At 76.4% G+C, this 21,742-nt stretch carries 21 protein-coding genes; 8 read left to right on the top strand and 13 right to left on the bottom strand.

Annotation, left to right across the window (positions count from 1 at the left end):
- Nucleotides 1-226 precede the first annotated feature (226 nt).
- The 3 genes from U5M74_RS05405 to U5M74_RS05415 are packed head-to-tail and all read left to right on the top strand — an operon-like array spanning nt 227 to nt 2,929.
- The gene (locus U5M74_RS05405) at nt 227-1,624 is read left to right on the top strand and encodes a cytochrome P450 (RefSeq protein WP_410906885.1); all 1,398 of its coding nucleotides are present in this window, start codon (nt 227-229) and stop codon (nt 1,622-1,624) included.
- A 31-nt stretch (nt 1,625-1,655) separates the two neighbouring features.
- A complete protein-coding gene (locus U5M74_RS05410) occupies nt 1,656-1,955 on the top strand; it encodes a hypothetical protein (protein ID WP_410906887.1) in 300 nt (99 codons plus the stop codon).
- Nucleotides 1,952-2,929, top strand: a complete 978-nt coding sequence (locus U5M74_RS05415) for a UDP-glucuronic acid decarboxylase family protein (protein WP_410906889.1) — start codon at nt 1,952-1,954, stop codon at nt 2,927-2,929. The genes U5M74_RS05410 and U5M74_RS05415 overlap by 4 nt, the downstream gene beginning before the upstream one ends.
- 78 nt (nt 2,930-3,007) lie before the next feature.
- Here U5M74_RS05415 and U5M74_RS05420 read toward each other — a convergent pair whose 3' ends face one another.
- The 10 genes from U5M74_RS05420 to U5M74_RS05465 form a co-directional block, all read right to left on the bottom strand.
- Entirely contained in the window at nt 3,008-4,048 is a 1,041-nt protein-coding gene (locus U5M74_RS05420) for a glycosyltransferase family 9 protein (RefSeq protein ID WP_410906891.1), read from the bottom strand.
- Nucleotides 4,045-4,782, bottom strand: coding sequence for an SDR family oxidoreductase (locus U5M74_RS05425; protein ID WP_410906893.1), 738 nt, complete (start codon nt 4,780-4,782; stop codon nt 4,045-4,047). Before U5M74_RS05425 ends, U5M74_RS05420 begins: the two co-directional genes overlap by 4 nt.
- 30 nt (nt 4,783-4,812) lie before the next feature.
- Nucleotides 4,813-6,324, bottom strand: a complete 1,512-nt coding sequence (locus tag U5M74_RS05430; protein WP_410906895.1) for a PfkB family carbohydrate kinase — start codon at nt 6,322-6,324, stop codon at nt 4,813-4,815.
- Nucleotides 6,321-7,058 carry an SIS domain-containing protein gene (locus U5M74_RS05435; RefSeq protein WP_410906897.1) on the bottom strand — a complete coding sequence of 246 codons (738 nt, stop codon included), beginning with the start codon at nt 7,056-7,058 and terminating at the stop codon, nt 6,321-6,323. Before U5M74_RS05435 ends, U5M74_RS05430 begins: the two co-directional genes overlap by 4 nt.
- Nucleotides 7,055-8,353, bottom strand: coding sequence for a glycosyltransferase (locus U5M74_RS05440; RefSeq protein WP_410906899.1), 1,299 nt, complete (start codon nt 8,351-8,353; stop codon nt 7,055-7,057). The genes U5M74_RS05435 and U5M74_RS05440 overlap by 4 nt, the downstream gene beginning before the upstream one ends.
- 91 nt (nt 8,354-8,444) lie before the next feature.
- Complete coding sequence (locus U5M74_RS05445; RefSeq protein WP_410906901.1) at nt 8,445-9,455, bottom strand: glycosyltransferase; 1,011 nt, start codon at nt 9,453-9,455, stop codon at nt 8,445-8,447.
- The gene (locus U5M74_RS05450) at nt 9,452-10,540 is read right to left on the bottom strand and encodes a glycosyltransferase family 9 protein (protein WP_410906902.1); all 1,089 of its coding nucleotides are present in this window, start codon (nt 10,538-10,540) and stop codon (nt 9,452-9,454) included. The genes U5M74_RS05445 and U5M74_RS05450 overlap by 4 nt, the downstream gene beginning before the upstream one ends.
- A complete protein-coding gene (locus U5M74_RS05455) occupies nt 10,537-12,090 on the bottom strand; it encodes an HAD-IIIA family hydrolase (protein WP_410906903.1) in 1,554 nt (517 codons plus the stop codon). Before U5M74_RS05455 ends, U5M74_RS05450 begins: the two co-directional genes overlap by 4 nt.
- Nucleotides 12,087-13,805, bottom strand: a complete 1,719-nt coding sequence (locus U5M74_RS05460) for a carbamoyltransferase (protein WP_410906905.1) — start codon at nt 13,803-13,805, stop codon at nt 12,087-12,089. The genes U5M74_RS05455 and U5M74_RS05460 overlap by 4 nt, the downstream gene beginning before the upstream one ends.
- A gap of 209 nt (nt 13,806-14,014) precedes the next feature.
- Complete coding sequence (locus U5M74_RS05465; protein WP_410906907.1) at nt 14,015-14,206, bottom strand: hypothetical protein; 192 nt, start codon at nt 14,204-14,206, stop codon at nt 14,015-14,017.
- Between the two features lie 216 nt (nt 14,207-14,422).
- Here U5M74_RS05465 and U5M74_RS05470 point away from each other — a divergent pair, with 216 nt between their 5' ends.
- The gene (locus U5M74_RS05470) at nt 14,423-15,184 is read left to right on the top strand and encodes a PAS domain-containing protein (protein ID WP_410906909.1); all 762 of its coding nucleotides are present in this window, start codon (nt 14,423-14,425) and stop codon (nt 15,182-15,184) included.
- Nucleotides 15,185-15,275: 91 nt separating this feature from the next.
- On the opposite strand, the gene U5M74_RS05475 is transcribed toward U5M74_RS05470, so the two are convergent.
- The 3 genes from U5M74_RS05475 to U5M74_RS05485 form a co-directional block, all read right to left on the bottom strand.
- Nucleotides 15,276-16,235, bottom strand: a complete 960-nt coding sequence (locus tag U5M74_RS05475; RefSeq protein WP_410906911.1) for a hypothetical protein — start codon at nt 16,233-16,235, stop codon at nt 15,276-15,278.
- Nucleotides 16,232-16,831 carry a SigE family RNA polymerase sigma factor gene (locus tag U5M74_RS05480; protein WP_410907271.1) on the bottom strand — a complete coding sequence of 200 codons (600 nt, stop codon included), beginning with the start codon at nt 16,829-16,831 and terminating at the stop codon, nt 16,232-16,234. The genes U5M74_RS05475 and U5M74_RS05480 overlap by 4 nt, the downstream gene beginning before the upstream one ends.
- A 188-nt stretch (nt 16,832-17,019) precedes the next feature.
- Entirely contained in the window at nt 17,020-17,292 is a 273-nt protein-coding gene (locus U5M74_RS05485; protein WP_410906913.1) for a DUF4235 domain-containing protein, read from the bottom strand.
- 303 nt (nt 17,293-17,595) lie between these two features.
- Between U5M74_RS05485 and U5M74_RS05490 the strand changes: the two genes are divergently transcribed.
- From U5M74_RS05490 to U5M74_RS05505, 4 genes are all read left to right on the top strand, one after another.
- Nucleotides 17,596-18,927, top strand: coding sequence for an ABC transporter substrate-binding protein (locus U5M74_RS05490; RefSeq protein ID WP_410906915.1), 1,332 nt, complete (start codon nt 17,596-17,598; stop codon nt 18,925-18,927).
- Between the two features lie 170 nt (nt 18,928-19,097).
- The gene (locus U5M74_RS05495; protein WP_410907273.1) at nt 19,098-20,024 is read left to right on the top strand and encodes a carbohydrate ABC transporter permease; all 927 of its coding nucleotides are present in this window, start codon (nt 19,098-19,100) and stop codon (nt 20,022-20,024) included.
- Between the two features lie 65 nt (nt 20,025-20,089).
- Nucleotides 20,090-21,001 carry a carbohydrate ABC transporter permease gene (locus U5M74_RS05500; RefSeq protein ID WP_410907275.1) on the top strand — a complete coding sequence of 304 codons (912 nt, stop codon included), beginning with the start codon at nt 20,090-20,092 and terminating at the stop codon, nt 20,999-21,001.
- A 19-nt stretch (nt 21,002-21,020) separates the two neighbouring features.
- A complete protein-coding gene (locus tag U5M74_RS05505; protein WP_410906917.1) occupies nt 21,021-21,626 on the top strand; it encodes a hypothetical protein in 606 nt (201 codons plus the stop codon).
- The last annotated feature ends 116 nt before the right edge of the window (nt 21,627-21,742 follow it).

A 21,742-nucleotide genomic window follows, 5' to 3' on the forward strand; every position in this document is an offset into this window, starting at 1 on the left:
CCCCCCCCCGCGCCCCCCCGGCCCCCGCCCCCGCCCCCCCGCCCCCCCCCCCCCCCCCCCCCCCCCCCGGCCCCCCGGCCCCCCCCCCCCCCCGGGGCCCGGGCCCCCCCCCCCCCCCCCGGGGGGGGGCCCCCCCGGCCGCTCGCGCGCCGCGCCCGTCCTGCCCCGGCCGAAGCTCCACCTTGCCCTGCCCCAGGCCCCGAGACCCCGTCCCCGAGAGGAACGCATGAGCGCGACACCGGTCGACCTGTCCGCCCGCGAGACGCTGGACGTGCTGCGCCACGTGCTGGCGCCGATGCTCGCCGAGGGAGCGATCGTCCGGCGGCCGCGCGTCACCGCGTGGGCGGAACGCCAGCAGGTCGACCGGCAGGCGGCCCGGGTGCTCGACACGCTGCGCGACCGCTACGGCGGCGCCCCGCTGTCCGTGCGGCTCGGCCCGCGGCGCGTCGTGCTCGTCACCACCCCGCAGGACGTCGCCCGGATCCTCGACGGCTCGCCGGAGCCGTTCACGCCGGCCACGCGCGAGAAGACCGCCGCGCTCGGCCACTTCCAGCCCGCCGGCGTGCTCATCTCGCCGCCGGCGGCCCGCCGCTCGCGGCGACCCCTCAACGAGCGGGCCCTCGCCTCGGGCCACCGGGCCCACCCGGACGCCGACCAGGTCGTCGCCCAGGTGGCGCGCACGGCGGACGAGATCGCCGCCGCGGTGGACGCGTCCGGCGGGCTCGATGCCGCCGCGTTCACCGAGGCCTGGTGGCGCCTGGTGCGCACCGTGACGCTCGGCGAGCGCGCCCGCGAGGACCACGAGCTCACCGACCGGCTCTCCGCGCTGCGCCGCCGGGCCAACTGGGCCTACTTCCAGCCGGTGCGACACCGCCTGCGTGCGGCGTTCCGCGAGCAGGTGGCCACCCGCGTGGCCGAGGCCGAGCCCGGCACGCTCGCCGCCGCGGCGCGCGCCGCCGCGGAGGAGATCGCCCGGGCCGCCGACGGGACCGGGTACGCCTACGACCCCGCCGACCAGGTGCCCCACTGGCTGTTCGCCTTCGACGCCGCCGGGATGGCCACGCTGCGCGCGCTCGCCGTCGTCGCCGCCCGCCCGGCCGTGCGCGAGCGGCTGGTCGACGAGCTCGCCGCCGCCGACCCCGTCCTCGGGGACGCCGGGCCCGGCGCCCCCGTGCTGCCGTACGCGCGGGCGTGCGTGCTCGAGAGCGTGCGGCTGTGGCCGACCACGCTGGTGATCCTGCGCGACGCCACCGAGCCGACCGTCTGGGGCGAGCGCACGCTGCCCGCCGGCACCGGGTTCGCCGTCGTCAGCGGCTACGTGCACCGCGACGCCGGCCGCATCGACTTCGCCGACGCCTTCACGCCGGAGGCGTGGCTCGACGGGCGCGCCGACGCCGACCGCGCGCTCGTGCCGTTCAGCGCCGGACCGGCCGAGTGCGCGGGCCGCGACGTCGTGCTGTTCACCACCAGCCACCTGCTCGCCCGCCTCGCGGGCCTGGGCCTCACCGTCGACCGGGGTGAGCACCTGGCGGACGACCCGCTGCCGCGCACCGTCGACCACCTGCAGCTCCGCTTCCGGCAGCGCGAGCGAGTGACGTCGGTGGGCGGCACCGTGAGCACGTAAGCAGCCGGAAGGACCATGGGAGGAGCGCGGGATGAACCAGTCGTCCGAGACCAGGACCACCACGGACCACGACGAGATCCGCCGTTGGGTCGAGGACCACGACGGCCGTCCGGTCACCGTCCGCGGCACCGAGGGCTCCGGGGAGGACGCCGGCGTGCTCCGCATCGACTTCCCCGGCGGGGCGAGCAGCGGCGGCAAGGACGACCGCCTCGACCCGGTCGAGTGGGACGAGTGGTTCCGGAAGTTCGACGACGCGGGGCTCGCCTTCCTGTACCAGGAGCGCCGCGCGGACGGCGGTGACAGCACCTTCTTCAAGCTGGTGTCCCGGTGAGGGCCGTCGTCACCGGTGGCGCCGGGTTCCTCGGCAGCCACGTGTGCGAGCGGCTGCTGGACGACGGCTACGAGGTGGTCGCCGTCGACAGCATGATCTCGGGGACCCCGGCCAACGTCGCCCACCTGCGGGCCCGCTCCGGGTTCCGGCTGGTGCGCCACGACGTCACCCGCGGCCTGGGGGCCGCCGACGACGGTCCCGTGAACCTCGGCGCCGTCGAGCTCGGCGAGGTCGACCTGGTGCTGCACATGGCGTGCCCGGCCTCGCCGGTCGACTACGCGGCGCACCCGCTCGAGACGCTCGACGTGGCCTCCCGGGGCACGCGGGCGGCGCTGGAGCTCGCCGCGCGCGCCGGCGCCCGCTTCGTCACCACCTCCACCTCGGAGGTGTACGGCGACCCGCTCGTGCACCCGCAGCGCGAGGAGTACTGGGGCAACGTCAACCCCATCGGCCCGCGGTCCGTCTACGACGAGGGCAAGCGGTTCGCCGAGGCGCTCACCATGGCCTACCGGCGCTCGAGGGACGTCGACGCCGGCATCGTGCGGATCTTCAACACCTACGGCCCGCGGATGCGGGGGCACGACGGGCGCGTGGTGCCCACGTTCGTCCGCCAGGCGCTCGCCGGCGAGCCGCTGACCGTGGCCGGCGACGGCACCCAGACCCGCTCGCTGTGCTTCGTCGACGACCTCGTCGACGGCCTGCTGCGGTTCGCCGGGACGCACGAGGCCGGCCCGGTCAACCTCGGCAACCCGCACGAGCTCACCGTGCGGCAGATCGCCGAGGACGTCATCGCGGCCACGGGCAGCTCGTCCCGCATCGAGCACATCGACCTGCCGACCGACGACCCCAAGGTGCGGTGCCCCGACATCACGCGGGCGCGTGAGCTGCTCGGCTGGGAGCCGAAGGTCGCGTGGGAGGACGGGCTCGAGCGCACCGTCGCCTGGTTCCGCGAGGTGGGCGCCGCGGCGGCGTGACGCCCCGACGACGGCGGGCGGGCCGGTTCCTCGAGCCGGCCCGCCCGCCGTCGTCGTCGTGGGGTCAGGACACCGCGGTCAGGACGGGACGCTCCCGGGCGCCGCGACCGGCGCCGCGGGCTCGCGCCCGAGCAGGGTGGCCGCCTCGAGCACCTCGTCCACGGTGATCTCCGCCAGGGCCGGGTCGAGCTCGTCCGCGTGCGGGTCGCCGGGGGCGGCGGGGTCGCCGTGCCACAGCACGGTGTGCCGGTCGAGGTCGACGGCCGGGCCCCAGGCCGCCGGCGGCGTGGGCCCGAAGAGGGTGACCGACGGCGTGCCGAGGGCCGTGGCGAGGTGCGCCACGCCCGTGTCCCCCGAGAGCAGCAGCCGCGCGGTCCCGACGACGTCGGCGAGCGCGGGCAGGTCGAGCCGCCCGGAGGTGTCGGAGAGGCGGCCGGCGCCGTGCCGCTCGGCCTCAACGCGCACCCGCGCGCACAGCTCCCGCTCGGCGTCGCCGCCGGTGAGCACCACCTCGGCGCCCGCGGCCGAGAGCGCCGCGGCGACCCGGCCCCACCGCCCGGGCGGCCAGCGCCGCGAGCCGGACGCGGCGCCGGGGTGGACGACGACGTGGGGCCCGCGGCCCCCGGGCGGGTCGAGCGGGCCGAGCCGCAGGTCGTCGGGGCCGCACCCGCCACCCGCCGCGCGGACGAGGCGGCACCAGCGGAGCACCTCGTGCTCGGCGGGGTCCCAGGCCGGGCCGTCGTGGCCCGCCTCGGGGCTGGCGAAGGCGACGAGCCGCCCGGGGCGGGTCGCCTGCAGCAGGCGGTGGCTCTGCGGGCCCCTGCCGTGCAGGTTCACGGCGACCTCGGGCGTCTCGGAGCGCCCGGTGCCGGCCCCCCACGCGAGCGGCTCGAGGCCGCTGGCGGGCAGCACGTCGTCGACCAGCCCGTACGACGCGAGCCACCGGCCGAGCCCCGCCGGGGCGGCGAGCACCACCCGCCGCCCCGGCCAGGCCCGGCGCACCCCGCGCAGGGCGGCGACGCCCGTGAGGGCGTCGCCCAGGCCGATCGCACGCAGCACCAGGACCGTCCCGCCGGGACGGCCCGGGGCGTCGTGCGCGCCGGCCGCCGCGCCGGTCACGGCCAGGAGGCCTCGCCGGAGGCCATGACGAGCATCTCGCGGATCTCGCTGCCCACCGGCTGGGTGAGGGCCGTGATGACCGCGCCGGCGGTCGCGGCCGGGTCGTTGAGGTCGGCGTCCGGCCCGGGCTTGTACTGCTCGGTGCGGCCGTCGAAGAACGCGGTGCGCATGCCGCCGGGGATGAGGCAGGTGACGCCCACCCGGCCGGCGTACTCGGCGGCCAGCGCCTGGCTGAACCCGCGCACGCCCCACTTGGACGCGCAGTACGCGGTCGCGTCGCCCGCGCCGCGCAGCGCGAGCGTCGAGCCGACCGTGACCACGGTGCCGCGGACCTTCTCCAGGTGCGGCAGCGCCGCCCGGACCACCGCGACCGTGCCGAACAGGTTGACCCGCAGCACGCGCTCCCACGTCTCCGGGCTGATCTCCAGCAGCGGGCCGCACGCGTCCGTGCCGGCGGCGGTCACGACGGCGTCGGGCGGGCCGACCTGCGCCACGAGGTCCTCGACGGCCGCCGCCGCCGCGGCGCTGTCGGACAGGTCGACCTCCACGTGCGGCACGTCGGCCTTGGGCGGCGTGAGGTCTAGGACGGCGGGGGTGCCGCCCGCGGCGGCGACGGCCTCGACGAGCGCGGCGCCGAGGCCGCTGGCACCGCCCGTGATGAAGACCGTGCCGACCTTCCGCGGCGTGAGGGCCGCCGGCGCGGTGCTGGTCTCCTGCGTGGGAGCGGACGTCATGGTGTGTTCCTCTCTTCGGGGGTGGGGTCGTCAGGAGGCGCCGAGCGGCACCGAGCCGTCGGTGCGGGCGCGCTCGAGGATCGCGGTGGTGGACAGGCCGTCGAGGTAGGGCAGGACGACGGTGCGTCCGCCGTGCCGGGCGACGACCTCGGCCTCGGGCAGCTGGTCGACCGTGTAGTCGCCCCCCTTGACCCACATGTCGGGCCGCAGCGCCTCGAGCGCGGCGCGCGGGTCGTCCTCGTCGAAGACGACGGCCGCGTCGACGCAGTCGAGCGCCTCGAGCACGCGCACGCGGTCGGCGGCGGTCACCACCGGGCGGCCGGGGCCCTTGAGCCGGCGCACCGAGGCGTCGGAGTTGACCAGCACCACGAGCCGGTCGCCCAGCGCGCGGGCCGCCTCCAGGGTCGCGACGTGGCCGGCGTGCAGCAGGTCGAAGCACCCGCCGGTGGCCACGAGCGTGCCGGCCGGGCGCAGCCGGGCGCCGAGCCGCTCGAGCGCGACGGACCCGGTGGCGCCGCCGTCCGGCATCCCGGCCGCCTCCGCGGCACCCTGGTCGGCTCCCCGGTCGGCTCCCTGGTCGGCTCCTTGGTCGGCTCCGCCGCGGCGGAAGCCCTCGGCCCCGCCGGCGGACACCCAGGCGCTCGCGGCGGCGACGGCGTCGCGCACCGCGTCGGGCACGCGGCCGCCGCGGCCGAGCACGTCGACGGCGGTGGCGGCGAAGCGGTCGCCGGCGCCGCACGGGTCGCCGCCGGACGCCGGCACGGTCGGCACGTGCACCGGTGCGCCGCCGGCCTCGGCGACGAACGCGCCGCGGGCGCCCGAGGTCACGCACACCGCGCCCGCGGACCACGCCGCGGCGAGCGCGCCCGCCAGGGCACCGGCGTCGTCGGCGGGCACGTCGAGCTCGAGCCGGGCAGCCTCCCGGCGCGCCTCCTCGAGGTTCGGGGTCACCAGCGCGACGCCGGGCACCGGCGCGCCGCCGCGCGGGTGCGGGTCCCACACCACGGGCCGCTGCCGGGCGACGTCGGTGAGCACCTCGCGCAGCACCGGGTCCGTCGTCACCCCGCCGCCGTAGTCGGCGACGAGCACGGCGTCGCACGCGGCCAGCGCGGCCGCCACGTGCCGGGCGTCGACGTCCCGCGGGCGGCCGGGGCCGCCGTCGTCGAGCCGCACCAGGCTCTGCCCGGAGCTGCGCACGCGCGTCTTGCGGCGGGTGCCGCCCTCGTGGCCGAGGGCCACGACGGTCAGGTCGCGCAGGTGCTCGCGCAGCGCGCGCCCGCCGTCGTCGTCGGCCAGCGGCGCGACGAGCACGACGTCGGCGCGGCCCGCGCACAGCAGCGCGGCGAGGCCGGCGCCGCCGGGGCTCTCGCGCACGACGTCGACGTCGACGACCGGCACCGGCGCGTCCGGGCACAGCCGCGTGACGGTGCCCTCGACGTCACGGTCGAGCAGCACGTCGCCGACGACCGCGACGACCGGGCGGGTGGTGCTGCGGGTGGTGCTGCGGGCGGTGGGAGCGGGACGGGGGCCGGCCGCGCTCATGCCGAGGTCCCCTGCAGCCGGGCCGGGCGCACCCGGCGGCGGCGCTCGACGCGCGCGTCGATCGCGGCGCACAGCGCGTGCACCGCCACGAGGTGCACCTCCTGCACGGCCGACGTCGACGCCGCCTCGACGGCGATGACGTCGTCGCAGGCGTCGGCCAGCGGGTTGGGGCCGGGGCCGGTCAGCGCCCAGGTGTCGATGCCCAGCTCGCGGGCGCGCCGCACGGCGGCCAGCACGTTGGGGCTCTTGCCCGACGTCGACATCGCGATCAGCACGTCCCCGGGGCGGCCGTGCGCCGCGACCTGGCGGGCGTACATCTCCTCGGGCCCGTAGTCGTTGACGATCGCCGAGAGGCTGGAGGTCTCCGCGTGCAGCGCGATCGCGGACAGCGGCGTGCGCTCGCCCTCGAACCGGCCCACGAGCTCGGCCGTGAGGTGCTGCGCCTCGGCGGCGCTGCCGCCGTTGCCGGCCACCAGCAGGCGCGCCCCGCCGAGCAGCCGGTCGGCGAGCTCACGGCCCCACGCGTCGAGGCGGGCGCCGTCGCCGAGCAGGCTGTCCAGGCCGGCCACGAGCTCGCCGGTGTGCCGCGCGAGCCAGCTGCGGGCGCCGGGCGGCGCGGAGGGCAGCGGGCGCGGGGGCGCCGCCGGAGGTGTGGCGGGAGGCGCGGTGACGGGCACGCCCACCGGGACGGCGAGCGGCGTCGCCAGCGCGCGGGTCGTGGGCTCGGTGGTCATCGGGCACCTCCGGTGGTCGTGGCCGTGACGCCGTCGGCGGCGCCGGGCGCCGGGACGGTGAGCGGGGCGGGCCAGGGCACCGCCGCGCCGGGCGCCAGCTCCGCGTAGACCTCCGCGGTGCGGCGTGCCACGGTGGCCCAGCCGTACAGGTGCTCCGCGCGCACGCGGGCGGCGGCGCCGTACCGCAGCCGGGTCGGCCGGTCGGTGAGGCGCCGGAGCGCCGCGGCCAGGGCCGCCGCGTCGCGCGGGGGCACCAGCAGGCCCGTGCGGCCGTCGACCACCGTGTCGAGCAGCCCGCCCACGGCGCTGCCGACGACGGGACGCCCGCAGGCGGCCGCCTCGAGCGGGACGATGCCGAACGGCTCGTACCAGGGCGTGCACACCACGACGTCGACCGACCGCAGCAGCGCCGGGACGTCCGGGTGGGCGACCGCGCCGAGGAAGCGCACGCGGTCCGCGACGCCGTGCTCGGCGGCGACCTTGCGCAGGCGCCACACCTCCTGGTCGTCGTCGAGCGCGTCGGGCGCCGGTCCGCCGGCGACGAGCAGCTCGGCCTCGGGCACGTCCGCGAGGGCCTCGATCACCGTGCCGACGCCCTTGCGCTCCACCAGCCGGCCGACCGACAGCAGCCGCAGCCCGGTGCGGCTGTCCTGCGCCGCGCGGTCGGCGCCGGGCGTGAAGTGCCCCAGGTCGACGCCGCACGGCACCACGCGGATCCGGTCCGCGGGCGCGCCGAGCGCGTCGAGCTCGTCCACCTCGTCGTGGCACGTGGCCACGACGCGGTCGACGTCGCGGCACAGCCGCGACTCGAGCTCGACGCGCCGCGCGGGGCTGGTGTCCGCGGCGCCCTGGTGGCGCCGCTTCACCGACCCGAGCGCGTGGAACGTCTGGAGCACGGGCACGTGCACGCCCGTGGCCTCCTCGACCTGCCGTGCCGCGCGGACCGCGGCCAGGCCGGACATCCAGAAGTGGGCGTGCACCACGTCGGGGCGCCGCGCCGGGTCGGACCACAGGCGGGCGAGCTCGTCGCCCATGGCGTCCATCCACGGCAGCAGGTCGTCCTTGGGCAGGGGCGCCGCAGGGCCGGCGGTCACGTGGACCACCTCCACGCCCCGGTCGAGCGGGACCCGTTCGGGCAGGGCCGCGTCGTCGCGGCGCGTGCAGACCTCGACCTCGTGGCCGGCGGCGGCCAGGTGGCGGGAGAGCTCGGCGACGTGGACGTTCTGCCCGCCGGCGTCCGCCCCGCCGAGGGTGGCGAGAGGGCTGGCGTGCTCGGAGACCATGGCGATCCGCATGCGGTCACCTCCTGTGTCGGGTGCCGGACGTCCGGTTCTCGAGCCGTCCGGGACTGCGGGTTCTCGTGGGACGCAGCGCGTGCGCCGAGGCTCAGGTGGCGACGGCCTCCGAGAGGAGCGCGGTCCACCGGTCGGTGAACCGCTCGAGCGAGTAGCGGGCGAGCACCTGCTCGCGGGCGGCCTTGCCGTACGCCGCGGCCTCGGCCGGGTCGGCCAGCCAGCGGCGCGCGGTGGCCGCGAGCACGTCGGGGTCGGCGCTGAGCACGCCGGCCTCCGGCGGCACCGCGACCGGCGCCTCGGTGACCGGCAGGGCCAGCACCGGCAGCCCGATCGCCATCGCCTCGAGCAGCGACAGCCCGAGGCTGGTCCAGCGGTAGGGGTGCAGGTAGGCCCGCGCCCCGGCGACCGCGGCGTGCATCGCGTGCTGCGGCAGGTCCTGCAGCCGCCCGGCGCTCGCGGCCGCGGCGGGGGTGCCGACGGCGTGCAGGTGCTCAGCCAGCCCGTCGGTGCCCATGCCGTAGACCTCGAGCGGCACGTCACGGGCCACGTGCAGCAGCACGTCGGTGCCGGCCACGCGCCAGCGGCGCACCGGCTCGTTGACGACGGCGGCGACGTGCGGCCGCTCGCCCGTCCACAGGTGGCCGGGGTCGGGGATGCCGTGGTCGACCACCGTGGTGCGGGCGGTCCCGCAGTCCCACATGAGCCGGTTGAAGGCGGTGACGTGCACGACCGGCACCGTCCCGTCGGCCACCACGTCGAGGTCGGCCAGCGGGTGGCGGCTGCGCGCGGCGTGGTCGGTGGGCGCGTTGTGCTCGACGTAGAGGGCGGGCACGTCCCGCCCGGCGCGGCGGCCGGTCCACTCCTCGAGCAGGCCGACCTCGTGCGGCCGCTGCAGGACGACGACGTCGATCGCGCCGTCGTCGAACGCCGCGCGGATCTCGGCGGGGCTCGCCTCGGTCACCGACGCCGGCCAGTCCCACGTCTGCGCGCGGCCGCGGCCGTCGGGGCCGCGGTCCGGCAGCAGGGGGACGACGTACTCGTGCGGGCCCTGGACGAACGCCGTCGCCCACGACCCGTGCACGTGCCACAGCAGCACCCTCATGCGGGAACCTCCGTCCGGTGAGTCGTCGCAGCGGCGCCGGCCGCCGTCCGGGCCGGCGGCCGGCCGGCGAGGCCGGTGACCGCGCCCACGACCTGGCCGCCCGGGACGGACGCCAGGCAGGGGTGGCCGGCCACGGGGCACTCACGGGCCCGGGTGGCGCGGCACGGCGCGTCCTGGTCGCCGAGCACGGCGACCGGCACGCCCCACGGGGCCCACCGGTCGGCGGGCACCACGGGGGAGAACAAGCTGACCACGGGCGTGCCCACGGCCGCGGCGAGGTGCGCCGGGCCGGTGTTGCCGACCACCACGCACGCCGCACGCGCGAGCACGGCGGCCAGCTCGGCGAGCGTGGTGCGCCCGCCGAGGTCCACGGCGCCCGGGGCGCCGGACGCCGCGTGGGCGGCCAGCTCGCGCTCGCCGGGCCCGCCGGTGACGACCACGTCCCAGCCGGCGGCGCCCAGCGCGGCCACGTAGGCGCGCGCGTCGTCGGGCCGCGGGGCGCGGGCGGGCACCGAGGCGCCGGGGTGCACGACGACGTAGGGGCCGGCGGGCAACAGGTCGGCGACCGCGGGCGGCAGCGCGGCGAGCGGCCGGCGGACGGCGAGGCGGCCGTCGTCGGCGGCGGGCAGCGGCGCACCGGCGGCGCGGGCCAGGTCCAGGGCGGCCTCGACCTCGTGCAGCCCCTCGGGGCGGCGGTGGCGCACGTCGAGCAGCGCGCCGGGGTAGTCCTCGCTCGTCGCGCTGACCCGCCGCACGCCGGCCATGCGCGCGAGCAGCGCCATGGGCAGCGGTGACTGGTGGAACGACGTGAACACCACGGCCTCGTCGTAGTCGCGGGCCGCCAGCCCGGCGACCAGGCCGGCGACGGCGGCGGGGTCGAACGCGCCGGGGGCGTAGCCGCTCCACGGGGCGTCGAAGCGCAGCACGTCGCGCACGCCGGGCAGCAGGCGCGCGGCCTGCAGGCCCTGGCCGGAGACCAGCAGGTCCACGTGGTCGTGGGCGGCGGCCAGCGCGCGCACGGCCGGCCCGGTGAGCAGCACGTCGCCGTCGCTGTCGAGCCGGACGGCCAGGACCCGCGCGCTCACAGCAGCCTCACCGCCTCGGCCAGGTCGGCGGCGACGCGCGGCGCGGCGGCGACCTCCTCGGCGCGGGTCTCGGGCGTCGGCACCAGCACGGCGCGGGCGCCGGCGGCGACGGCGGCGCCGACGTCGGCCCCGATGTCCCCGACCACGGCGCACTCGGCCGGCAGCACGCCGAGCTCCCCGGCGGCGCGCAGCACCATGCCCGGCTCGGGCTTGCGGCAGACGCAGCGCTCGTCGGGGGTGTGCGGGCACCGCTGCCACGTGGCGAAGGGGCCGAGCAGCTCCTCGACCCGCGCCTCCACGGCCCTGACCTGCTCGGGCGTGAGGAAGCCGCGGCCGATGCCTGACTGGTTGGAGACCACGCCGACCGCGATGCCCTGAGCGCGCAGCCGGTCGAGCACGCGGCGGGCGCCCTCGACGGGGCGCACCAGCTCCGGGTCGCCGTTGTAGGGCACGTCGTGCACCAGGGTGCCGTCGCGGTCGAACAGCACGGCGCGCAGCGGCGGCGGCCACGCGGCGGCGCCCGTGCCGCCCAGGGCCCGCCGCCAGCGCCACGTGCCGGCGGCGCGGTGGGCGACGGCGGCGAACGGGATGGCCACGCTCGTCCACGCCATCCGCCGCGCCTCCGCGGCGAAGCCGTCCTCGCCCGGGCGCGGGCCGGGGCGCAGGCGCCGGGCGAGGAACTCGCCGGCCAGGCCGGCCCACGCGGTGGCCGCCACGGCGGCGAGGCGCGGGCGCCGCGCGGCGGCGAGCACGGGCACGGCGGCCGCGGCGGCCACGGTCGCGGCGTGCCACGCGAGGCGGCCGCGGCCCGTCTCGGCGACCTCGCGCCAGCGCGGCCCGTGCAGGGCGCGCATCAGCGCGTCGTCGGCGTTGCCACGCTGCACGCGCAGGCTCACGCCGTCGTCGGCGGGGCGCACCGGGTGGGTGATCGCGCGCTCGCCGCGGACCAGCCGGCCGCCGGCGGCCCGGACCCGCAGGGCGAGGTCGGCGTCCTCCCGGTAGGCGCGGGGGAACCGCTCGTCGAAGCCGTGCACCTGCTCCAGGACCGTGCGGCGGTAGGCCATGTCGGCCGTGGCCCAGGCGGCGGTCTCGAGACCCGCGGTGCTGCGCTCCCAGTCGGTGGGGCGCCGGTGGGCCGGCAGGGGCACGGTGATGCGGCCCTGCACCCCGGCGACGTCGGCGTGCGCGTTGGCGAGGTCCTTGGCGAGGCCGCCGGCCCAGGCGGGCGGCAGCAGCACGTCGTCGTCGAGGAACGCCACCCACTCCACGCCCGCGGCGGTGCGCCACCCGGCGTTGCGGGCGGCGGCCGGCCCGCGGCCGCCGGTGCGCACCGAGCGCACCGGGACGCCGGCCACCTGCACGGGCAGCGTCAGCGGCGGGTTCGCCGCGCCGTCGTCGCCGGCCGGCAGCGGGCGGTCGTCGACGACGACCACCTGCGCCGGGCGGGGCGCCTCGGGGCAGGCCTCCAGGGTGCTCGCCAGCGAGGTGAGCAGCCCGGCCAGCTGCGGGCGCCCGACGGTGGGCACCACCACGGCGTACGACGTCGTCATCCGGCCACCCCTGCGGCCGCGCCGTCCTCGGCGAACAGCGCACCGCGGTGCACCAGGTGCGGGCCCACGACCAGCAGGTCCACCGGCGCGGACCCGAACAGCTCCAGGGCGTCGCGCGGGTCGTCCACCATGGGCCGCCCGGCGGTGTTGAGGCTCGTGTTGACCACCACGGGCAGCCCGGTGCGGTCGCGGAACGCGCGGATCGTGGCCTGCAGCCGCGGCTGGGAGTCGTCGACGGTCTGGATGCGCGCGGTGCCGTCCACGTGCGTCACCGTGGGGATGCGCTCGCGCCAGGCGGGCACCACCTCGTGCACGAAGAGCATGTACGGGCTGGGGATCGGGCCGCCGGAGAAGATCTCCGGGGCGTCCTCCAGCAGCACCATCGGCGCCACCGGGCGGAACTGCTCGCGGCCCTTGACGTCGTTGAGGCGCCGCACGTTGTGCGCGTGGCCGGGGTGGGCGAGCAGCGAGCGGTGGCCCAGGGCCCGCGGGCCGAACTCGGCGCGGCCCTGGAACCAGGCGACGACGCCGTCGGCGGCGAGCACGTCGGCCACCGCGCCGGGCAGGTCGTCCGGCGTGGTGAACGGGACGCGGGCCTGGCGCAGCCAGTCGGCGAGCTCGTCGTCGGACCACTCGCGGCCGAGCGCGGCGGAGCCCATGGGCTCGATCGGCACGCCCGCCTCGGCGGTGAGCTGCAGCGCGGCCCCGAGCGCGGTGCCGGAGTCGCCGGCGGCCGGCTGCACCCACACCTCGTCGAACGGCGAGTCGCGCCAGATGCGCGAGTTGGCCACGCAGTTGAGCGCGGTGCCGCCGGCCAGCGTCAGGGCGGTGTCGCCGGTGCGCTCGTGCAGCCAGGTGGCCAGGTCGACGAGCACCTCCTCGAGGCGCGCCTGCACCGACGCCGCGAGGTCGGCGTGCGCGGGCGGCAGGCCGCCGTGCGCGTCGTCGGGCGTCAGGGCGTCCGCCATCGCCGGGTCCTGGATCGCGCCCGGCGTGGCGCGCGGTGCCCACCGCGTCCAGTCCGGCGCCTCGGCCCGGAACCCGCCGTCGGGCGTCACGTAGAAGACCTCGCGCAGGTCCTCGAGGAACCGCGGCTCGCCGTAGGACGCCAGGGCCATGACCTTGTACTCGTCGCTGGAGCGCAGGAACCCGAGGTGCTCGGTGAGCGACTCGTAGACCAGCCCGAGGGAGTGCGGCAGCTCCTGGCTCGCCAGCACCTCGAGCTTGCCGTCCACGTAGCGCCCGGCCAGGTGCGAGGAGCGCTCGCCGCGCCCGTCCAGGGACATCACGCTGCACGTGCGGAACGGGGAGGCCAGCGCCGCGGAGGCCGCGTGCGCCACCTCGTGCGGCACGAACCGCACCGTGGCAGGGGACAGGCCCGGCAGCGCGGTCGCGATGAACTGCGGGGCGCGCTCGGCGTACTGCACGCGCAGCCAGTCCCACGGGTCGGGCAGCCCCATCTCCTCGGTCGGCTTGGCCAGCGCGGGGTCGAACGAGTACGCGACGGCGTCGAGGTCGCCCGGCTCCAGGCCGCCGACCTCGAGGCACCACCGCATCGCCTGCTCCGGCAGCTCCCAGGCCGCGAACGGCACCGGCCGCTTGCCGTGCTTGCGCCGCGAGAAGCGCTCTTCCTCCGCCGCGGCGACGACCCGCCCGTCGACGACGAGGGCGGCGGACGGGTCGTGGAACAGGGCGTTGACTCCGAGCACTCGCATCGAGGCTGACCTCCACAGTTGCTGTCGCGGGCGTTGCGGTCCGGGTGCACCGTGTGCACGGTTCACCCCACTCGCAAGAGAAGTGGCTCTCTCGCTCGCAAGTTGAAGCGGGTGAAGTTGCTGCTCTCCTGGGCGGTGCCGGCCGTGCCCACGCACGACGAGGGCCGGCGGCGCCGCAGCGCCGCCGGCCCGTCACCGCCGGGGGGCGGTCAGCTCTCCGAGCCGCCCTCGGGCTCGTCGATCGTCGAGCGCGGGTTGAGGTTCGCCGCCTCCGCGTCGGTCTCGCTGTCCGACTCGGCGTCGCCGGACGCCTGGTCCCCCACGCGGGGGTTGAGCGACTCCGGCTGCGCGTCCGGGTCCTGGTCCGGGTCGTACGGGGCGGTGCTGTCGTTCTCGCTCATCGAGTCCTCCTTCACGTGCCAGCGGCCCGCGCAGGGCCGTCGCCCTTCGCGGGCCCCTTCACGCTGGCACGGTCCGGCGACGCTCGCAGGCGGGCCGCAGGCGGCACCACCTGCGCAAACACTTCTCGACTGGCGCGATCTTCACCCGCGGCTACGGTTGGGGGCACGGGAGGTCAGGAAGCGGCCCCCAGGATCTCGGTTCTGGGAGGTAGTCAGATGACAGTCGCGCTCGACGCACCGAAGGCCACGGCGCCGGCACGCTCGAACAGCGGTGCCACGGCCGCCGACCTGGCGAGCGTCACGCAGGCGATCGCGGTCGGCACGCCGCTGCTGGTCGGCCGGTACCGGGTCGACCTGGCGAGCGGGCAGTGGTGGTGGTCGGACGAGGTCTACCTCATGCACGGACGCGAGCCCGGCGAGATCGAGCCGGGCCTCGACACCATGTGCTCGCGCAAGCACCCCGACGACCGGCAGCGCCTCATCCGCGCCGCCACCGTCGCGCTCAAGGCGGGCAAGCCGTTCGCCTGCAGCCACCGCATCGTGGACCCGAGCGGCAAGGCCCGCACGGTCGTGGTCACCGGACAGGGGCGTCGCGACCACGGCGGCAAGCTGACCGAGGTGGTCGGCTACATCGTCGACGCGACCACCGTGCAGCGCGAGGCGCTGGAGCGGGAGGCGCAGCAGGCGGTGTCCCGGGCCTTCGTCCACGCCGCGGCGGTGGAGCAGGTCAAGGGAATCATCATGCTCGTGCGCGGCGTCGACGACATGACCGCGGCCCGGGAGCTGGCCGAGGTCGCGCAGAACGTCACGGTGCCCGTGCACGTCGCCGCCTCGCAGGTGATGACGGCGATCAAGAAGGCCGGCGCCGCCGGCCCGACGGGGGAGGCGACGCTCGAGGCCGCGCTCGCCGCCGTCCACCCGGTGGAGCGCCCGCGGGGCCACGAGGCCCAGCTCACGCGCCGCCGCTCCCGCGGCTGACCCGCTCGGCCGGCCGGGATCCCAGCGCCCAGCCGCCGCCGTCGGACCGCCCCTGCGGGCGCCGACGACGGCGGCTGCGCCGTGCCCGGCGCTAGCAGTTCTCCCACCGGGCGCAGCCCGCCATCTCGAGCGTGGGCTCGATCGGCGGCGCGCTCGCCGGGCGCTCCTCCAGGTACGTCTTTCGGGACGTGACGTCGAGATCCCCGGTCACGACGTCCTGGACCATGGCAGCGCCGGCCACGTTCGCCCGTTCGAGGAGCCGATGCTCATCGGCGTCGTAGACCAGCCGGTAGGTGGTGCCCTCGACCGTCCGGGTGGCGCCGACGCCGGTACGCCCGGCGGCGTCGGTCGCCTCCTCGAGGACGGTGGTGCCGGGCAGGCCGGTGATGACGTGCCACGCCGCGTCGCGCAGCGCGGGCGGCGCGGGGCTGGCGTCGAGCAGCTCGAGCGCCATCTCGGCCACCTTGTCGTCCGGCGTGCCGACGCTGCGGCCCTCCTCGACCGAGTCGCGAAGGATCTGCTCGAGCCGGTCAGGATCGGTCGGCAGCTCGTAGAGCTCGTCCCAGCCGATGAGGGTGTCGGCACCGTCGACCATGAAGCGTCCCCAGGCCGCCGGACCGGACGCGGTCGGCGCGCTCGTGTCGCCGTCCTCGAACCACAGCCCGGGCTCGGTGTGGCCGTACCAGTGCTCCGAGACCACGACGTCCAGGTCTCCCGAGGAGCTCGTCGACGCGATCTCCGAGCGGACGTACCAGTAGGGCGCGTCCGGCCAGCCGGCCTCGGTGGGCGGGGACGGCGTCGGGCTCGACGCGACCTGCAGCACCGCCGTCTGCTCCGGCCCGGGCGCCCACGGCTGGGCCTGCACGGTCCACCCCGCGGCCACGACCACGGCGGTCAGCGCGCCGACGCCCGTCGCCGCCCGGCGGCGGGCGCGCCGCCGACGCGCGGCGGGGACCACCCGGGCGGTGCGCACGTCGATGCGTGGGACGACCGCGTCGGCGAGCTCGCGAAGCTCCCGGCCGAAGTCCTCGTCCTGCTGCTGCGCGGTCATCGTGCGCTCCTTCCGGACGCCGGGGCGTCGGTCACGGGCTCGGCCGTCGCGGCGCCCAGCACGGACCGCAGCTGGGCCAGGCCGCGCGAGGCCGTGGACTTCACGGTGCCGACGGAGACGCCGAGGTCGGCGGCGACCTCGCGCTCGCTGAGGCCGACCAGGTGGCGGAGCACGACGACGCGGCGCTGTCGCGGGCTGAGCGTCGCCAGCGCCCGCACCAGCCGGTCCCGGTCGGCGTGCTGGGCGGCGGCCGACGTGCCGTCGGCGCCCTCGGGCAGCTCCGCGGGCGCGGTGAGCACCTCCCGCCGGCGCTTGCGCCACATGTCGATGCGCACGTTCGCCAGGACCCGGCGCGCGTAGGCGAGCGGGTCACGGTCCCGGGCGCGCGACCAGTGGAGGTACGTGCGCTCCAGGGCCTGCTGGACGAGCTCGTCGGCGAGGTGCTCGTCGCCGCACAGCAGCCACGCGGTGCGCGCCAGCTGCGGGGCCGCCCACTGCATGAAGTCCGTGAACTCCTGCTCGCGGGACGTGGCGACGCGGACGAGCTCGAACCCGTCCGGGGGCGCGTCGTCGTCGGCGGCCTCGCCGGCGATCATCGTCATGCTCATGACTGTGACACGGCCGGTGACCGGGAAAGGTTGAGCGCCGCCCCAGGATTGTCCGCGCCAGAAGACGCCGACGGCTGGAGAAGCAGGACGGAGCTCAGCGAGTTCCGTCCTGCTTCTCCAGCCGTCGGCCGCACGGGGGCGGCGGGGCTGCGCGGACGCCTCCGGCGCCCGTCACGTCACTTCGAGACGAACCGCGCGACCGCGCGGGCGGCGCCCTTCTTCGCGAAGCGCTGGGTCAGCGCGGCGACGCCGGCGGAGACGGCCGCGAAGGTGGTGGCCTGGACGATGCCCAGCGACTCGTCGTCCTTCTTCAGCGGGTGCTCCGCGTGGGTGGCCTTCTGGAAGACGATCCCGACGAGCTTCTGCGCCAGCCAGCCGGCGGCCAGCGTCAGGCCCAGGGTCATGACCTTCTCGACGACGGTCTCCTTGGTCTGCTGCGACTCCGCCACGGGCACTCCTTCGACATCGGATCGGCTGGCCTGCACCACCGTAGCGTCCACCGCGACGCTCGCCACCGGCGCCGTCGGCGCTGCACCGGCGCGCACAGGACGAGAGGGAGCGCTCGACGCCGTCGTCCGAGGTCGTCCCGGCGTCGACGCCACGCCCGTTTCGCCCCTTTCGCGGGCGTGATCCAACCGTGTGGGAAAGCGCTACCCAAGCCCGCGAATCTCTTGTATCGTTTCAGCCGCACGCAGAGGTGTGATGGCCGTCACCGGCCCACCGACGACGGTGACCAGAGCAAGGAGGCTCACATGAGGATCACGCGCAACGCCGCCGCAGCGGTCGGCGTCGCCGCCGGTGTCGCGCTCGCCCTGAGCGCGTGCGGGAGCGGCGACGGGCCCGCCCAGGGCGCCGAGCCCGGGTCGGCGGAGTCCCTGGACACGGAGCGGGACATCACCCTCTCGCTCGCGTGGTGGGGCAACGACGACCGCGCGGCCAAGTACGAGGAGGCCGTCGACCTCTTCGAGGAGAAGTACCCGAACATCACGGTCCAGACGCAGTTCCAGGCGTGGGACGACTACTGGACGGCGCGCAGCACCGAGGCCGCGGGCCAGACCCTGCCGGACGTGTTCCAGATGGACCTGTCCTACCTGCGCCAGTACGGCGCCACGAACCAGCTGCTCGACCTCAACGGCCAGACCGGCGTCAACCTCGACGTCGAGGGCGTGGACGACACGCTCCTGGAGTCGGGCGTCATCGACGGCTCGCAGTACGGCATCCCGACGAGCACCAACACGCTCGCCTTCTTCTACAACGCCGACCTCACCGAGAAGTTCGGCATCGAGCCGCCGGCCGAGGGCTACACCTGGGACGACTACGCGGCCTGGGTGCAGGAGGTCTCCGAGGCCGGTGCCGGGGCCGACCCGGCCGTCTACGGCTCGGGCGACTACACCGGCACGTTCTGGTTCTTCCTGCAGTGGCTGATCCAGGACGGCACCGACCCGTTCACCGAGGACGGCGGGCTGAACTTCGACGAGGCCGACATGACCGCGTGGCTCGAGCAGGCGCAGCCGCTGCGCGAGGCCCAGGCGTTCTACCCGATCGAGAAGTCCAAGCAGCTCGAGCCGCTCGGCGGGTTCACGGTCAACGAGGCGGCCTCGGAGATCAGCTGGGACAACTTCCTGGCCGGCTACGTCGCGGACTCCGGCACCGACAACATCCAGATGCTGCCGATCCCCGCGAACGACGAGGGCGAGACGGGCATGTTCTACAAGCCGTCGATGCTGCTGTCGGCCTCGGCCGCCACGGAGGAGCCGGAGGCCGCCGCGGCGCTCATCGACTTCCTCGTCAACGACCCCGAGGTCGGCACGATCTTCGGCACGTCGAAGGGCGTGCCCGCCGTGGCGGCCCAGCGTGACGCGATGGAGGTCGAGCCCGGCTCGATCGACGAGCGCGTCGTGGCCTACGAGGAGCAGGTCGCCGAGCAGGTGACCGAGTCCGCGCCGGTCCCCGTCGAGGGCTTCGGCGCCATCGAGGCGGAGTTCAAGCGGCTCGGCGAGGAGCTGCAGTACGGCACGATCACGCCCGACGAGCTCGTCGAGCAGTGGTTCGCCTTCGCCGAGGACACCATCCCGCAGTCCTGACGCGGCCCGCCCCCACGGGGGCCGCACCGGTGGCGCGGCGCGCTCGACGACGCGAGCGGCGCACCGACGGCGCACGACGCCGCGCCGCGCCGCGCCACCGGGACCCTCATCCTGCGACCTGAACGGACGACGTCATCGTGACCGTGACCCGTGAACCGATCGAGGCGGCGGTGCCCGCCGCCGTGCCGCCCGCGGGGCGTCCGCGCCCGCGGTGGAAGCGCGAGGACGTGCGCGCCGGGTACGCGTTCCTGTCGCCGTGGCTGCTGGGCTTCGTCCTGCTGACCGCGGGCCCGATGATCGCGTCGCTGTACCTCGCGTTCACCGACTACAACCTGTTCCGCAGCCCGCAGTGGGTGGGCCTGGAGAACTTCACCGACCTGTTCTCCGACAAGCGGTTCCTCACGTCGGCGAAGGTCACGGCGGTCTACGTGCTGCTGGGCACGCCGATCAAGCTGATCGCCGCGCTGGCGGTGGCGATGCTGCTCAACATGCGGCACCGCGGGCAGGGCGCCTACCGGTCGATCTTCTACGCGCCCTCGCTCATCGGGGCGAGCGTGTCGGTGGCGATCGTGTGGAAGGCGATGTTCATCGACGAGGGCGTCGTGGACCGCATCAGCCAGTTCTTCGGCGGCCCGGCTGGCGGCTGGGTCGGCGACCCGACGATGACCATGCCGATGATGATCCTGCTGGCCGTGTGGCAGTTCGGCGCCCCGATGGTGATCTTCCTGGCGGGCCTCAAGCAGGTCCCGGCCGAGCTCTACGAGGCGGCGGCCGTCGACGGCGCCGGCCCGGTGCGCAAGTTCGTCCGCATCACGCTGCCGATGCTCAGCCCGGTGCTGTTCTTCAACCTGCTGCTGGAGACCATCAACGCCTTCCAGGTGTTCTCCTCGGCGTTCATCATCTCCGGCGGCACCGGCGGTCCGGCCGACTCCACCCTCTTCTACACCCTGTACCTCTACGTCAAGGGCTTCAGCGAGTTCCGGATGGGCTACGCCTCGGCGATGGCCTGGGTGCTGGTCGTGGTGGTCGGCATCCTCACCGCCATCCTGTTCCGCACGTCCAAGGCCTGGGTCCACTACAGCGGAGACGCACGATGAGCGAAGCGATCACCCCGAACCTGCCCGCCAAGGCCGCCGGCGCCGTCGAGCTGCTCGACCCCGCCCTGCGCACCACCGGCACCGGCCCGGACGACGCGCACGGCCGGGCCGACTCGGCCCGCCGCCGCGCCGCCGCCCGCCGTCGCCGGGGCGTCAGGTCGCTCGGCTTCCACGCGCTGGTCCTCGTCGTGACCGTGGTGATCCTCTACCCGGCCGCCTGGATGCTGATGAGCGCGTTCAAGCCGTCCAGCGACATCGTCGGCAACATCAACCTCATCCCCGAGAGCTTCACGCTCGACAACTTCGCCAAGGCGATGGGCGGGATCGGCGGCGTGTCGTTCTGGACGTTCTTCGGCAACTCGATGCTGCTGGCCGTGCTGTCGGTGGTGGGCGTGGCGCTGTCCTCGGCGGTGGCGGCCTACGCCTTCGCCCGGATCCAGTTCCCCGGCCGCGGGATGTTCTTCGCGGTCATGATCGGCACGCTGCTGCTGCCGTTCCACGTGGTGCTCATCCCGCAGTACATCCTGTTCAACAACCTCGGGATGGTGAACACCTTCCTGCCCCTGCTGATCGGCAAGTTCCTGGCCGCGGACGCGTTCTTCGTCTTCCTCATGGTGCAGTTCATGCGCGGCCTGCCCCGGGAGCTGGACGAGGCGGCCCGCATCGACGGCTGCGGCCACTGGCGCACGTTCAGCTCCATCGTGCTGCCCCTGCTGCGCCCGGCGGTGATCACCAGCAGCATCTTCGCGTTCATCTGGTCCTGGAACGACTTCCTCGGCCCGCTGCTGTACCTCAAGAAGCCCGACCTCTACCCGCTGCCGGTGGCGCTGCGCCTGTACGTCGACCAGACCTCGGTCTCCGACTACGGCGCGCAGATGGCCATGGCGGTGCTCGCGCTCGTGCCGGTGATGCTGTTCTTCATCCTGTTCCAGCGCTACATCGTCGACGGCGTCTCGACCCAGGGCCTCAAGGGCTGAGGCCGCGACGGTGACGGCCATGACGGACCGGGGTGCCCGGCGCGGCGAGGCGCTGACGCTGTTCGGCGAGGTGCTGCTCACCGGCCTCCTCGTGCTCGTCGGCAGCCTGCCCGTGGTGACGGTGCCGGCGGCGGTGGCCGCCGGCACCGCGCACCTGCGGCGCCAGGTGGCCGGGCTGGACCACGGCGCCGGCCGCTTCGCCGTCGAGTGGTGGGCGGCGACCCGGCGGCTGTGGCCGCTGGGGGCCGGCGCCCTGGTGCTCGCGGCGCTGCTCGGGCTGAATTTGCGGCTCGTCGGCACCGGGGCGCTGCCCGGCGGCGAGGTGGTGCGCTGGGTGACGCTCGCCGTGGCCGCGGCGGCCCTGGTCGTGCTGCTGCGGACCGCGGGGGCCTGGTCCGACGCGGAGGGCGCCCCGCGCGCCGACGTCGGCGCGCGCCGGGCGCTCGCCGCGGGCGCCCGCGCGGCGGGCGACGACGTCGCCGGCTCCGTGCTGCTGCTCGTAGCCGTGGGCCTGTGCGCCACGTTCGTGTGGATGCTGCTGCCGCTCGCCGTCGTCGCCGGCGGCCTGCTGAGCATGGCGGTCGTGGGCGTCGAGGCCCGACGCCGCTCCACCGCGGGGCGCTGAGCGCGCCCGAGAGAGCCCGGGAGGCGACCTGGGAGGCGACCTGACGGACGACCTGACGCACGACCTCATGACCTGACAGACCACCCGCCGGCGTCCGAGGACGCGCGCCGGCGAGG

It is taken from the genome of Puerhibacterium sp. TATVAM-FAB25 (assembly GCF_046535855.1).
Lineage (GTDB): Bacteria > Actinomycetota > Actinomycetes > Actinomycetales > Cellulomonadaceae > Puerhibacterium > Puerhibacterium variabilis_A.

Bases quoted from the DNA above. Each gene is read 5' to 3' on its own strand.
- U5M74_RS05405 (WP_410906885.1), top strand. From the start codon at position 227: ATGAGCGCGACACCGGTCGACCTGTCCGCCCGCGAGACGCTGGACGTG.
- U5M74_RS05410 (WP_410906887.1), top strand. From the start codon at position 1,656: ATGAACCAGTCGTCCGAGACCAGGACCACCACGGACCACGACGAGATC.
- U5M74_RS05425 (WP_410906893.1), bottom strand. From the start codon at position 4,782: ATGACGTCCGCTCCCACGCAGGAGACCAGCACCGCGCCGGCGGCCCTC.
- U5M74_RS05430 (WP_410906895.1), bottom strand. From the start codon at position 6,324: ATGAGCGCGGCCGGCCCCCGTCCCGCTCCCACCGCCCGCAGCACCACC.
- U5M74_RS05435 (WP_410906897.1), bottom strand. From the start codon at position 7,058: ATGACCACCGAGCCCACGACCCGCGCGCTGGCGACGCCGCTCGCCGTC.
- U5M74_RS05440 (WP_410906899.1), bottom strand. From the start codon at position 8,353: ATGCGGATCGCCATGGTCTCCGAGCACGCCAGCCCTCTCGCCACCCTC.
- U5M74_RS05445 (WP_410906901.1), bottom strand. From the start codon at position 9,455: ATGAGGGTGCTGCTGTGGCACGTGCACGGGTCGTGGGCGACGGCGTTC.
- U5M74_RS05455 (WP_410906903.1), bottom strand. From the start codon at position 12,090: ATGACGACGTCGTACGCCGTGGTGGTGCCCACCGTCGGGCGCCCGCAG.
- U5M74_RS05460 (WP_410906905.1), bottom strand. From the start codon at position 13,805: ATGCGAGTGCTCGGAGTCAACGCCCTGTTCCACGACCCGTCCGCCGCC.
- U5M74_RS05465 (WP_410906907.1), bottom strand. From the start codon at position 14,206: ATGAGCGAGAACGACAGCACCGCCCCGTACGACCCGGACCAGGACCCG.
- U5M74_RS05470 (WP_410906909.1), top strand. From the start codon at position 14,423: ATGACAGTCGCGCTCGACGCACCGAAGGCCACGGCGCCGGCACGCTCG.
- U5M74_RS05475 (WP_410906911.1), bottom strand. From the start codon at position 16,235: ATGACCGCGCAGCAGCAGGACGAGGACTTCGGCCGGGAGCTTCGCGAG.
- U5M74_RS05480 (WP_410907271.1), bottom strand. From the start codon at position 16,831: ATGATCGCCGGCGAGGCCGCCGACGACGACGCGCCCCCGGACGGGTTC.
- U5M74_RS05490 (WP_410906915.1), top strand. From the start codon at position 17,596: ATGAGGATCACGCGCAACGCCGCCGCAGCGGTCGGCGTCGCCGCCGGT.
- U5M74_RS05505 (WP_410906917.1), top strand. From the start codon at position 21,021: ATGACGGACCGGGGTGCCCGGCGCGGCGAGGCGCTGACGCTGTTCGGC.